Consider the following 13,572-nt stretch of genomic DNA (forward strand, 5'->3'; position numbering starts at 1 on the left):
ATTTAGCGTACAAAAGTACAAGGAAGTACGCCTAAATATTTATATAGGTGGAATTATGAAACATATTGAAAGGGTAATAAACGTGCTGAAATATTCAGAAAAAATGAACAAACATGTAAAGTGACATTCAAATCAGTACACTTTGCGATTATTGTGGAAATTCATTTATTGCTAAAACTATGGTTACACGGTTTTGTATTAAAACATGTTTGTAGTAAGACATGCAATAGTCGCTTCTATTGAATGAAAATACGTGAGGAAAAAATGAATAAATCTCACATTTTTTAGGGCTTAGATACTCCTCCATAATAACTTATTATTAAAACGTTGAATTCGTCGTGCAGGAACTGCCAAGTCTAATTGAAAATGGCATTGCTTAAGACATTCCTAGCACAAAAAATATTCCTTGAGAATGGAATTTATGCTGGAATAGAGTTCTTGCGTCATCAGCATATAACGACTACCGAAATTTATTCCCATAGTTGTTAGAGGACAATATTAATATGGATAATAATATTGAGATATGAGAAATAAGACATTTGAATTTATTGTACCTTTTGATATATAGATAATTATTATTTAACATTATTTATTCAGCATAAAGCAGCTTTAAAAATTTGTTACCATTCGAATGTTAGAATATTAGGAAAATAAGGTCAATTATTGTATTTTTGACCGCTTTGGTCAATTTTAAACTATGACAAAAATTGGAGATATAATACGGATAAAGAGAATAGAAATGGGTATCACTCAAAAAGGCTTAGCGTCACAAATTGGTGTGGATGTATCTTTTCTTTGTAAAATCGAAAAGAACGAGAAGAATATTAGCCTTAATAACTTACTTAAAATTAACAAAATATTACTATTTAATAATGATGATTTAAAAATTATTTTTTATTCTAAAAAATTAGTAGATATGCTCAATGATGAAAGTGAAGTGTTTAAAATCAAGGTGTTAGAGTTTTTACAAAAAAAAATAAAGAACAATGAAATATAAAATAAAAGAAGAATTTTTAAGTCAAATTCAAGATACTCAAAAACAAATTTTTGAAGATAATTTTTTAAACTTAAATAACAATTCCTTTGATATAGAAATAAAGAATAGAGGATACAAGGTTAATGAAAAAAAACCCATTTTCTTAGAAGGCATTTGTGCATTAAGCTTTTTCTCAGGTGGTGGAGGTTTAGATGTTGGAACACAATTAGCTGGTGTTAAGGTTATATCAGCAGTAGATTTTGATAAAGATAGTATTGAAACTCTAAAATCAAATAAATACTTTTCTCACGCGCAACACAAATTAGCGGATGTTAGTAATGTATCAGTAAATGATTATGCTAAATTAATTAAAAAAAACAATCCTGAAAAATTAATAATAGTTGGAGGACCACCTTGTCAACCTTTTTCAAAAGCTGGTTATTGGAAAACACATGAACATAGATTAGGTATGGATGACCCAAGGAATATGATTGGGCATTATTTAAGAATTATTTCTGAAATTCGACCTGATGGAGTCATTTTGGAAAATGTTGAAAGTTTATTGCACCCTAAAAACGTTGAACAAGTTGAAATTATATTGAATGAATTTAGCAGACTTGGATATGATGTCAAAATTAATAAAGCAAATAGTTTAGATTTTGGTGTACCTCAAAAAAGAAAAAGAGTTTTTTTTACGGCTTCTAAGAAAGGAATTATTCATCCATTAACATCAACTCATGGTGACGGTGAAAACCTCTTACCCTATGAAAGAGTTATTGATTGGCTTTACCCATATAGTGATGAAATTTTTAGTGACGGTTATGATTCTATTGAGGGGAAGTATTGTGAAAGTATAAAAAAAGTAAGTCCTGGCGAAAATTATATTTCTTTGACTGAGAGAAGAGGGCACTTAAGTCCTGAATTTATTGCAGGAAAAAGATATTGGAGTTTTTTATTAAAGTTACATCCATTATTATCTTCATGGACAATTATAGCAAGTCCAGGTCATTGGGAAGGTCCTTTTCATTGGGAAAACAGAAGGTTAAGAATAAAGGAAATAGCTGCAATACAAACTTTTCCTTCAGATTATAATTTTGTAGGTAGTAGAAGATCTATACATAAACAGATTGGTAATGCAGTACCTTCTTTATTAGGAAAAGAGATTGTTTCAAATTTATTAAAGAATATATAATGAAAATAATAAGTTTGTTTAGTGGTTGTGGCGGGTTAGATTTAGGATTTAAACGTGCTGGTTTTTCAACTGTTTTAGCTACAGATAATTGGGAAACTGCTACTAAAACTTTAGAATACAATAAACTTGCGGAAAAAGTTATTTGTGACGATATTAGAAATTTAAATTTCAAAGAATATTATAACAAAATTGATGGGATTATTGGTGGACCGCCTTGCCCTCCATATAGCCAATCTAGACACTATTTAAAGAATAAAGATAATGGCTTTGCCGATGAAAAAGCAGGCTTTGCAGTACCTGAATTCTTTAGAGTTCTTTCAGAAGTATCTCCTAAATTTTTTCTTTTTGAAAATGTTGATGGATTTATGTATAAAACACATAAAGACGCATTAAATTTTGTAATTGAAGAATCGGAGAAATTGGGTTATAATATTTCTTTTAAAGTTTTAAATAGTGCTGATTATGGAGTACCTCAAACGAGAAAAAGATTTATTTGTGTAGGTATAAAGAAAGAATATGGTTGTTTTTATTTTCCAGAGTCTGAATACATAGATCCTGCAAAAAATAAAGGCAATAAAAAAAATTGGATAACTTGTGGTGATGTATTGTCTGACTTTGACAATATAACAGACGAAGAAAGATCACAAAGGCCCGGTTCAAAAGATTATGAATTATTATTAGAAATACCACCTGGAGAGAACTATTTATTTTTTACAGAAAAGAAGGGATATCCTAATCCAAAATTCAAATGGAAATCACGTTATTGGACTTTTTTGCTTAAATTAACAAAGGAAAGGCCTTCGTGGACGATTCAAGCTAGTTTTTCTAATAATCAAGGACCTTTTCATTGGCGCAATAGATTTTTGAGAATTGAGGAAATAAAGAGATTGCAAACGATACCTGAAGATTATAAACTTGTAGGTGATTTTAAAGAACAATGGAGGCAAGTTGGCAATGCTGTTCCAACATTATTATCTTTTGTGTTAGCAAAAAAAATAAAACTAATTCTAAATAAATAATTTAAGTATGAGAGTAGAAATTAACCATGAGTCAGAATTTGAGGACTATAATGGAGAAGTACAATTATTGAGTATAGATAAAATTAGAGAAGTTTTAACTGAACTATTCTCTCAGAATCCATATAGATTACTCAACTTAGTGAATGATGGTTCTTTGTACTCTATTACATATCAAAATAAAATAACTGAAGAAGAGTTTAAGATAAATGTATTTTATGGTAATATAAGAAATGAAAGAAGGAATGAGAGAGAAAAAAAAATACAACTAAATAGGAAAGATCCAAGAAATCTAGATAATTCTATTATTTTGGGATGTTACTGCTATAAGAATACTGATGATTTAGATAGTTTAATTTTTGTAGGATGGAATATTGATAATAATACAAATTATCCTAGTAATCCAAGTTTGCGAGGATTAAGTGTTGATACTTTACAAAAGGCAAGATTTTTTGGTTTTTACAAGCATCAATTTGGAGCAAACTATATATGCGCTTTTTTGCCATCGTTTATATTTTATTATATTAGTAATCACGAAAATATTCATTCAATATCATTGCCTTTAGATAATATTCTTACATTAAGTTCAGAAAATATAGAAAATAGAGTTCCTGGTTTTAACAAAATTTACTTCGGACCTCCAGGTACAGGTAAGTCTCATACAATTGAGGAAGAATTAGAAAACCTTAATGTAAAAGCCTATAATTATTCAAGAGTTACATTTCATCCAGATTATGATTATCATTCTTTTATAGGAGGATATAAACCATTTACAGATAAAAAGGATAGTGATAAAATTAAATACGAATTCGTACCACAAGTATTTACAGATTTATATGTTAAGGCTTGGAGAAATACGAAAGAAGATTATTATTTAGTAATTGAAGAAATTAATAGAGGGAATTGCGCTGAAATTTTTGGTGATATATTCCAGTTATTAGATCGTAATCCTAAATACAATATTGAACCTTCAACTGAATTACGACAATTCTTGGAGGGACTAGAGCACGATTTAAAAGAAGAGATTGCAGAAGAAGCAGACAAAGTCAAATTTCTATTTGATGGCAAACTTCAAATGCCGAATAACTTATCAATTTTAGCATCGATGAATACTTCTGACCAATCTCTATACCCAATGGACTCTGCTTTCAAACGGAGATGGGATTGGCAGTATGTACCTATTGATTTAAAATGTGCTAAATCTAATTTCACAATAAAGGTAGATGATAATAAACATTATTCTTGGTTAGAATTCTTAGCTAAAGTAAATGATAGAATTTATAATGTAACCAAGTCGGAAGATAAACAAATAGGAAATTGGTTTATTGATGCTTCTAAATCTGGTAATATAATATCTAAAGATTTATTCATTAATAAAGTTCTATTTTATTTATGGAATGATATATTTAAAGACGAAGTATTTCATCCAGAAAATATCTTTATTGAGAAGAACAGTGACGGTTCTAAGTTAAAAGATATATCATTTAATAATTTTTATAACAAAGAAGATCAAGACAGATTATTAATTCATTTACTAAAAGATATTTTAAATGTTCCACCTCTTGTCATAAAAGAAGAAAAAGTTAATGAGTACGTTCAAGAAAATAACGTAAGTCCAGAAGCTGCTGAATCAAAACAAAAACATACAGAAAATAATCCTGAATCTGGCGAAGAGTGATGAGAATATTATTTGAAGGTGCGAAATACAATATCGATGATTTAGAAAAATGTTTTGGCGATAAATTTTATCATCAAATAGGAAGTCATGGATATATAGATGTGGTTGGTTACTACCATTCAAATGATAATCAACTCTACTATTTTCTGCCTAAATTATTTATTACGGATAACGATACGTTTTTAGATACGAATTTTCAGTATCAAAGTTTATTTAATGAAAGCGTAGAATCATTTTTAAAAAGGGACATTACCTTATTAAATTGGTTCCGTAAATTCTTAATCATATTTTATAAATCGTTAGCTGAATATAAGAATAGGGTTGATGGTAATATCATTCAATTAGGCGATACTTTACAATTGAGTTCGAACATTGGAAAGAATGAATTTACGTTTTTAGATTTAGTACTCTCTTTATTAAACTTCTATAAAAAGAACAGAGATTTCTTTATTTTTCATACCAAAGAACAGCAGTCTTTAAAACATAAAAAAGTCAATTGGAATAAAACCATTAGAAAGCAACAACCTGTATTTGTTGGTAATACTCCGATTTATGATAAACTAAATACAAAGGTTAAAAAGGTTAATAATGATGAAATATTAATGACCTATTTCTATTCAGTTTTAAATCATTTAAAAGATGAATATAAAGTAGATATACAGATTGATTGTCCTTATAATTTAATTAAAGGAAAACGTTTTGAAATCTTTTTAGAAACGGGTATATACAAGATTAAAAAGATCAAGAACAATTATTATTCTGATAAACTAAAAGCAATTTATAATCTATTAGTTTTATTCTTTGAGAAGTCATTTATTGGTAGTGTCAAAAATAAAAGTGATGATTTTATCATTGTAAAGAAATATCATAATGTTTTTGAAGATATGGTTGATAAGCTATTATCAGATTCATTTTCAGAGAGAAAAACGTCCAATGGTATTTCTTTAAACTTTTTAAAAAACAACCAAGATGGTAAGATATTAGATCATTTATTTGAGTTTGATAGCATACTAGATACAGATGAAAGTATTTTCTATATTGGCGATTCTAAGTATTATAAGCATAATTCTTACGTAAGAGATAATTCTATCTATAAGCAATTCACTTATGCAAAGAATGTAATACAATATAATATTGATTTGTTACAGGAAGATGCTAAAATACCTTCTTTAATTAATAAAAATATACGTTATAGAGATGATATTACAGAAGGTTATAGTATCTCTCCAAATTTCTTTATTCAAGGTATTATAAAGGATATAAATGATTATGATACAAACAGTTTAGTACAAAATATTGAAAAAGGTACTGAGAAAAATGCTCATTTTAAAGAGCGTCTATTCGATAGGGACACCTTATTCATAAATTACTATGAAATCAATTTTTTGTTTGTATTAAATAGCTATACTAATTATTCTCCTGATAAAATACTGGAAACAAGACAATTATTTAAAAATACATTTAAAACACATTTTAGAGCGTATTTTAAAAATCATAGTGGGTTTAATTTCTATGGATTTAATTTTAATTCAGAGCAGGAACTTAAAGAATTTGTCGATGTAGAATTTAGACATATTACAGGTAGAGTTATAAGAACGATTTCTAATCCGAATAAATTAATCTTAGCAATTAATCCAAGTAGAGAAAATAAACTAAAAGAAAAGAGTTTGCTAAATAGATTTGTCGTAACTAATAATCCAATTACTAAACAAAAAGAATTTGTATACAATACGAATAGCTCTATAAAACCGGCTATTACTGATTACGAAATTTAATAAGATTAGGTTATCGATGATTCAGATATTGAATTGATCCATTATATACTCAAAACTAAAAATAAATCCAATTACAGGTCATATATAAAGCGTTGTTGTAAAACATTTGAAACGAAATCATTTTTAAAACAAATAAATGTGAAGCCATAGTTTAGAAGGCGATTAACAAACATTTAAAATAATTGTAATTAAAGGAATAACACAAAATCATGTACCTCAATTGTATTATATATACTTTATAAACCATTGTAAATAAAGAGATATAAGGTGTTATATCGGGAATAGATACTGTAATACAATGAGCTACCTTGAAGATAGGCTTAAAATATAAATCTGGTAGTGTTTCACTAACTGTGTAAGTTGAAAAGTTATTCTGAAAAATTTTGAGTCCTTAAAAACTCAAAACTTTTTCGGAAATAACTTTTTACTATTTTTAAACTTTATACAGTTATGATTGACAAAGAAGAATTATTAAACAACAAGGAATTTTACAAATCCTTTAAGAACAGCGAAGATCTAACCTCGTTCTTCAAAACAATGCACAAACGAGCCGTAGAACATATGCTCGAAGCAGAACTAGATGACCATCTAGATACTGATAAACATCAAAAAACGAAAGATGGCAACTATCGCAATGGTCATCAGACCAAGAGGTACATGGTGAGTGGCGAAGAATTTGAAGAATTAAAAAAGGAACTAGCTGCAATTATTCTACTAACTAATTTTTGTTTAATAATCTATACCTATTTTTTTAGGAGGGGACATGGCTTTATTAATTGAAAAGCAATACTATGTTAGTTCATAATAGAGACTATTTTACAAAGTATAAATTGTCAAGGCTTAAATTTTATAATATTAACTGTACTTTAGAAAACATATAAATTATTTCTTCTGATACAACATTTCCTTCCCTCGTTTTCGTCCTGTAAAGAAGATAACAGCACTAAAAGCTTGTCTAGAAATAGTGTCCGTTACCCTCGTACTTTTTATAGAATCCTTTATTTCCACGGGTAACATTTTCCAAATATCCGATGATGTAAATTGGTCCGAAAGTTTATTTGAATTAATAATTTTCATAATTTGTTGGGGAAGATTAAGATTGGTCCTTCCGCTTGAATTAACTTTATCTTTTTTCAATATTGCAATTATCTTAGTAGATTCGGGCAACTCTATGATTTTTGGGATTTTGTTACTTGGATTTATAAAATCCCAGATCGTTAAACCATAAGCTTTTGCAATTGTGTGAACTTTATCAAAATCAATATTGCCTTTTCCTATTTCTATGGCACTATAGGCACTTTGCGTTAGCCCAGATAGTGTTGCAATTTCCTTTTGCGTAAAGTTAAATTGTTCACGATACTGCTTAATTAAAGCTCTAGTTCTGTTGTTTTGTGTGGTCAAAATTTTAAGTTGTTAAATATTTTAAATAAAATATGCTTATTACGATTTTATTTGTATCTTTGCTTCAGTTGGTTATAGATACTTATCTATAAGAAACTTTGAGTTCCGCCAAACTAAACGACCAATTTTAAGACACGGAACCCAAGGGAGCTAATTCCCCGTTGATTTTGTACATTTGCAAATGCGGGGGATAGTCCCTTGCTGGAAACTGTGTCTGTGGCGCTTGGTCGTGCCCGTTTGGCAGTGGAAGGTAAGGGATTGTCCTCCGCTATTTTTTTTATAGCACTTTTCTTTGAACTCATAATTTAATAATCTAGTGGATATTATGAGAACGCTATTATATCATTTACCATCTCAAGAGCAAAAGACTTTAAAAATCACGTTGTTCCAGATTTATAAAAGATTACCAGCGCTACCTACCTAAAAAGCACGGTTAAACAATAGTTACTAAATCAAAATCTGCAAATTTTACAAGACATGAACCACCTAAACCCCTAAATAAGGTAGTGGAACCTATAAAAGATAAACATCCAACATTGCCCACTTTTGAAAGTGGGGTAGAGACGAAATTGCCTATTTAGGTAACTGATCTTACATTCCTATTCAAAAAGCAACCCAGCCCTTCAATTTGAGGTTGACGGAACTTACTATCTGCTAATCTAACTCGCACGTTAAAAGTATGATGTTTTTTCCACTTACCCAAATCGATTGAAGATTGATTTGCGGGTAGTGTTGGTTTTTAGTTCAAACAATTTAGTCAGGTGTTCCAAACCCCTGATATCGAGCATCAAATGGCTATGACAGCCATTATTCACCCATCTTTACATTCATATCTTCATTATATTTTTTTGGGAAGGATTTTCCTTCGCAATGGAGAAGTTATATGCCGACGAGAGGGGAAATCTAACTCCCAAAAAAAAGACTTCGGTCAATTGCGAAATACTTACGTTTAAAAATAAAAATGCCCTTTCCCTAAAGTAGAAGCAATACGGGAAAGAGCGTGGTCTTATTAATTGTTTAACCAAAAAAACCAAGAACAAAACTATGGAAAAAAAGTTTTGCAGGGACATCATTGCCCTATTATTTTTAGTACTTCTATGCCTTAAGATTCCTGCGCAGCAGAGAGCTTTTAAAGTAGGAGATGTGCTCCCTGAAGATTTCTGGACAAAAACTCATCCCATCGTGAATAGTCCGAAAAAGACAACAACTTTTGGCGAGAATCGAGACAAATTGATTTTATTAGATTTTTGGGCAACATGGTGTGGCTCTTGTTTGCAAAGTTTTCTAAAACTACAACCAATTGAAAAAGAATTAGAAGGTCAACTAAAAGTGATTCCTGTTAGCTATGAAAGTAGAGAAACACTAGAAAAATTTTTTCAAACAAAAAACGGTAAGAAATACCACTTTATAGAATCGATATCAGATGATAAGATTTTAACTTCTCAGTTTTTGCCAAGAGCATACCCTTATGTTGTCTGGATCAAAGATGGAAAGGTTCTTAATTTGACAGATAGTGAACAGGTGACACCTGAGAATATTAAAAAAGTTTTACAAGGTCAAAATTCAGTACTTCAAACAGTATTGCAATTAGATAGCAAACGACCTATCATGCTGGCAGAACAATTTGACTTAGAACGAGATGCATCCCTTGTGAGTTATCAGTTTCTAGCAAAAGGGCTGATTCGTGCAATAAATTACGGCAATAAGTTTCATCGAAGTGGATCAATAACGTATGGACGCCAATTTAAAAATAGGCCCCTCATAAACATTTATAGAGGAATTGTACATGAGATTTTCCAAGCACAAGGAGATCAATTCAGTAGTAATAGGATAATTAATCAGAGTGAGAACGCTGATAAATTGCGACCTCCTCAATTAGACGATCCTAAAAAAAATGAAAAATATTACAGTTTTGAATTTACTGCTCCGATATCTAGAGCTAAGTCACTTTATCCCGATATGCTTAACTACTTAAATCAGAACACAGAATATCTGGCTGAAATAAAGAAAATTCGACGTAAATGTTTTGTTCTAACGAAGAACGCAAACTTTAATAAAAGTTCCTCGGCAGAAAATAAAGAAGGTGCTAAACCAAAAAAATCAGATTCGAAATATATTGTCAACGAACTTAATGAACTGCCAATTGTGAAATTCCCTTTAATTATTGAATCGGGTCTCGATCTTGAAATTTCAAAGGACATTCTAAAATTAGACAGTTTTGACGAGGTCAAACTTGCACTAGGTCAAGTTGGATTTAATGTGAAAGAGAGTGAAAGGGAACTCTTAATGCTTGTTATCACTGACCGTAAATAACCAAAATAAACTATTCCTATGAAAAATATATTATCAGCTTCCCTCATTGTATTATTCTCGTCTGTTTACGGACAACATACAGTGAGTGGTACCGTGATTGATCAGACAGACCAAAAACCTTTGACTGGAATTTTAATCACTTCGCAGCATTCAAAAACAGCGTCTCTCACTGATAAAAAAGGTGAATTTAATTTAAAAACTAGTGAATCAAAACTAACTATTTTGGCTTCTGGACAGGGCTATATTCCTCAAAAATTGGAAGTTGAATTGCCTTTATTGAAACCATTGAAAATATTTTTAGTTCCCAAAATTAAGGCAATTGAAGAGGTAATCCTATCTACAGGATACGAGCAGATTTCAAAAGAGCGCGCCACGGGATCGTATTCCGTTGTTGGTGATAAATTATTGAGAAAGCAAGTGACAACAGGAATTATGGAGCGATTACCTGCTATTGCCAATGGAATTACTATGAACAGTGGCCTAAGTGAAACACATCTAATGGTACGGGGGCTAAGCTCAATAAATGGACCTAAAAGCCCACTAATTATTGTGGATGATTTCCCTTATGAGGGGGATATGAACAACATCTCTCCTGACATGGTTGAATCGATCACCGTCTTAAAAGATGCAGCTGCCTCAAGTATTTGGGGTGCTAGGGCAGCAAACGGGGTTATTGTCATTACTACAAAAAAAGGGAAGTATTCACAACCATTAACTGTAGAATTGACCGTAAACACAACTTTCAGTGATAAACCGGATCTCACATATAATAGAAGGATGACAAGTTCGGAATATATTGATGTGGAGCGTGAATTATTCAGTCGTGGTTCATACAAAAGCAGAATAAATTCATCGTCACGTCCCGTTTTATCCCCGGTTGTAGATTTACTTAACCAAGCTGAAAAAGGGTTCATGACCTCTGAAGAAGCGGATCGTCAAATCGATGCGCTTCGTAAAATTGACATTAGAGATCAGTACCATAGATATATGTATACGCCACTACACAATCAACAATACGCATTGAATTTGTCGGGAGGTAGTTCCAATTTCAATTGGATTTCGTCTTTAGGATATGATGAAAATTTTGGAAACCTTTCTGAAGAATTCAAGAGGTTGAACTTCAGTTTGCAGAACACTTGGAAGCTGTCCGATCGAATCAGAATTCAACTTGGTGCACTCTATACACATACGAAGAATAAATCGGGACGAATAGGATTTGATAATGCGACGGTCGATGGAAATCTACAAATTCCATATTTACAATTTAGTGAAGAAAATGGGAAGCCTGCCGTGTTCTTGTCTAAATACAACCAACGGGTAAAAGATATGTTAGTGGGTAGTGGTCTTTATGATTGGAATTACTACCCCTTAACCGATTGGGAACATTCGCGAAGTACACAATCAAACGCAGAAGTTACGCTTAATACATCTATTCAATACAAAATTGTAAAGGGATTGGATCTTAATCTTAAATATCAATATCAGACAACAAATGAAAATAGCAGAACTTTATATGACGAGGAAAGCTATTATACACGTGACTATCTTAATGGTTTTGCTTATTATAATTCGTCCAATACGCTTAATTGGAATGTACCTAGAGGTGCAATATTAGACAAGTCCGTTGGAACTATTGGGGTAAATAATGTACGAGGACAACTAAATTACAATTATTCCTCTACTCGCCATGATTTTACTGCGATTGCAGGTGCAGAAGCAAGAGCCTGGAAATCGACCAACGATCAGGATAGGTTGTATGGATACGATGTAAATCGACAGACTGCATCAATCATTGATTATTTGACGCAATATCCTCATTTCATTACGGGTAGTAAAAGTTATGTTGCAAATCGACAGGGTATACAGGAGTTTAATAATCGATTTATTTCGATGTATGCGAATGCTGCATATGTTTTCGATAAAAAATATATACTTTCTGCTAGTGCGCGTCGTGATGCAAGTAATCTGTTTGGTCTAAAAACAAACGATCAATGGAATCCATTTTGGTCTGCTGGTTTTTCGTGGAACTTATCAAATGAAAAATTCTATTCTATTGCTTGGCTACCCAGTTTGAAATTCAGAAGTTCCTATGGCTTTAGTGGGAATATTGATCCTGCAATGGTTGCAGTTACAACTCTGATCTTCGACCAAAGTAAATCAATCGATACTGGAGGTGTAACCGCGCGAATATCTAACTTTTCAAACCCAAGTTTACGTTGGGAGACCTCTAAAATGGTAAATCTTGCGATAGATTTTGCATCAAAGAACAATCGTATCGCAGGATCTATTGATTATTTTATGAAGAACGGAAGTAATTTATTTGGTGAAGCTCCACTTGATGCGACTACGGGAATCAAAAGTATGCTTTGGAATGTTGCTGGTATGAAAAGTAAGGGGTTTGATTTAGAATTGAATACTCGAAATATAGTAAGTCGAAGTTTTTCATGGAATTCAATTTTGAATTTTAGTTCTGCGCGTGATCAAATCACAGAATACTATTTAAAAGATGTTCCAGCATCCTATTATGTTAACAAAGTGGGAAATTACTCAGCTGTATCAGGTAAGGTGGGACTTCCTGTTTATTCCATTTTCGCCTATAAATGGGCCGGTCTTGATCCAGTCACTGGTGATCCCCAAGGATTTCTTGATGGAGAGATAAGTAAGGACTATGCTGCAATAACAGGTTCAGACAAAGGGATAGAAGATTTAGAATATTTTGGTTCCGCCATTCCCACCACCTATGGATCGTTTATTAATACCTTTTCTTACGGGCAGTTCTCGCTAGACATTGCTGTTAGCTACAAGCTTGGTTATTGGTTCAGACGTAGTTCAATTGATTACGGGAGGTTATTATCTGGCTCCATTGGACACGGTGATTTTAGTTCTCGTTGGCAGAATCCAGGAGATGAAAAATTTACAGATATTCCTTCTTTATTGTATTCTACCAATCAAGCACGTGATATTTTTTATGCGGGTTCAAGTGCGTTGATTGAAAAAGGCGATCACGTTAGACTACAATATCTTAATCTTGGCTATGATTTTGGTCAAATAGGGAAGAGTTTATCCTTTCAAACACTTAGGATATATTGTGCGATAAATAATCTAGGATTGTTATGGTCGGCTAATAAACAGGGTATTGATCCCGATTACTTCCTAGGAACAAATTCAATAAAATCTTCGGCTTCTTATTCACTTGGCCTTCACCTTAAATTTTAAAAATT

The 13,572-nt window shown here is 31.6% G+C and carries 8 protein-coding genes and 1 pseudogene; 8 read left to right on the top strand and 1 reads right to left on the bottom strand.

All coding sequences use genetic code 11. The features are described 5' to 3' along the window. Positions 1–697 precede the first annotated feature (697 nt). From ACX3PZ_RS08290 to ACX3PZ_RS08315, 6 genes and pseudogenes are all read left to right on the top strand, one after another. Entirely contained in the window at positions 698–997 is a 300-nt protein-coding gene (locus tag ACX3PZ_RS08290; protein WP_459112504.1) for a helix-turn-helix domain-containing protein, read from the top strand. After that, positions 987–2,168, top strand: a complete 1,182-nt coding sequence (locus tag ACX3PZ_RS08295; protein ID WP_459112505.1) for a DNA cytosine methyltransferase — start codon at positions 987–989, stop codon at positions 2,166–2,168. The genes ACX3PZ_RS08290 and ACX3PZ_RS08295 overlap by 11 nt, the downstream gene beginning before the upstream one ends. Next, positions 2,168–3,187, top strand: coding sequence for a DNA cytosine methyltransferase (locus tag ACX3PZ_RS08300; protein WP_459112506.1), 1,020 nt, complete (start codon positions 2,168–2,170; stop codon positions 3,185–3,187). Before ACX3PZ_RS08295 ends, ACX3PZ_RS08300 begins: the two co-directional genes overlap by 1 nt. A gap of 7 nt (positions 3,188–3,194) precedes the next feature. Next, on the top strand, positions 3,195–4,862 hold the full coding sequence (locus tag ACX3PZ_RS08305) for an McrB family protein (protein ID WP_459112507.1): 1,668 nt from the start codon (positions 3,195–3,197) through the stop codon (positions 4,860–4,862). Further along, positions 4,859–6,637 (top strand): hypothetical protein, encoded by a 1,779-nt coding sequence (locus ACX3PZ_RS08310; protein WP_459112508.1) that lies wholly within the window; start codon positions 4,859–4,861, stop codon positions 6,635–6,637. The genes ACX3PZ_RS08305 and ACX3PZ_RS08310 overlap by 4 nt, the downstream gene beginning before the upstream one ends. Before the next feature lie 450 nt (positions 6,638–7,087). After that, a pseudogene (locus tag ACX3PZ_RS08315) lies at positions 7,088–7,303 on the top strand (transposase); the annotation flags it as partial. A 216-nt stretch (positions 7,304–7,519) separates the two neighbouring features. Here the strand turns inward: ACX3PZ_RS08315 and ACX3PZ_RS08320 are convergent. Then, positions 7,520–8,038: a helix-turn-helix domain-containing protein gene (locus tag ACX3PZ_RS08320; RefSeq protein ID WP_459112509.1), complete on the bottom strand. Its 519-nt coding sequence runs from the start codon at positions 8,036–8,038 to the stop codon at positions 7,520–7,522. Positions 8,039–9,082: 1,044 nt separating this feature from the next. Between ACX3PZ_RS08320 and ACX3PZ_RS08325 the strand changes: the two genes are divergently transcribed. Both ACX3PZ_RS08325 and ACX3PZ_RS08330 read left to right on the top strand, forming a co-directional pair. Continuing rightward, positions 9,083–10,351, top strand: a complete 1,269-nt coding sequence (locus ACX3PZ_RS08325) for a TlpA family protein disulfide reductase (RefSeq protein WP_459112510.1) — start codon at positions 9,083–9,085, stop codon at positions 10,349–10,351. Between the two features lie 18 nt (positions 10,352–10,369). Then, on the top strand, positions 10,370–13,567 hold the full coding sequence (locus tag ACX3PZ_RS08330) for a SusC/RagA family TonB-linked outer membrane protein (RefSeq protein WP_459112511.1): 3,198 nt from the start codon (positions 10,370–10,372) through the stop codon (positions 13,565–13,567). Positions 13,568–13,572: the final 5 nt, after the last annotated feature.

It is taken from the genome of Chryseobacterium sp. A321 (assembly GCF_054489265.1).

Excerpts from the sequence above, each read along its gene's own strand:
- ACX3PZ_RS08300 (WP_459112506.1), top strand. The coding sequence starts at position 2,168 with ATGAAAATAATAAGTTTGTTTAGTGGTTGTGGCGGGTTAGATTTAGGA.
- ACX3PZ_RS08330 (WP_459112511.1), top strand. The coding sequence starts at position 10,370 with ATGAAAAATATATTATCAGCTTCCCTCATTGTATTATTCTCGTCTGTT.
- ACX3PZ_RS08325 (WP_459112510.1), top strand. The coding sequence starts at position 9,083 with ATGGAAAAAAAGTTTTGCAGGGACATCATTGCCCTATTATTTTTAGTA.
- ACX3PZ_RS08295 (WP_459112505.1), top strand. The coding sequence starts at position 987 with ATGAAATATAAAATAAAAGAAGAATTTTTAAGTCAAATTCAAGATACT.
- ACX3PZ_RS08290 (WP_459112504.1), top strand. The coding sequence starts at position 698 with ATGACAAAAATTGGAGATATAATACGGATAAAGAGAATAGAAATGGGT.
- ACX3PZ_RS08305 (WP_459112507.1), top strand. The coding sequence starts at position 3,195 with ATGAGAGTAGAAATTAACCATGAGTCAGAATTTGAGGACTATAATGGA.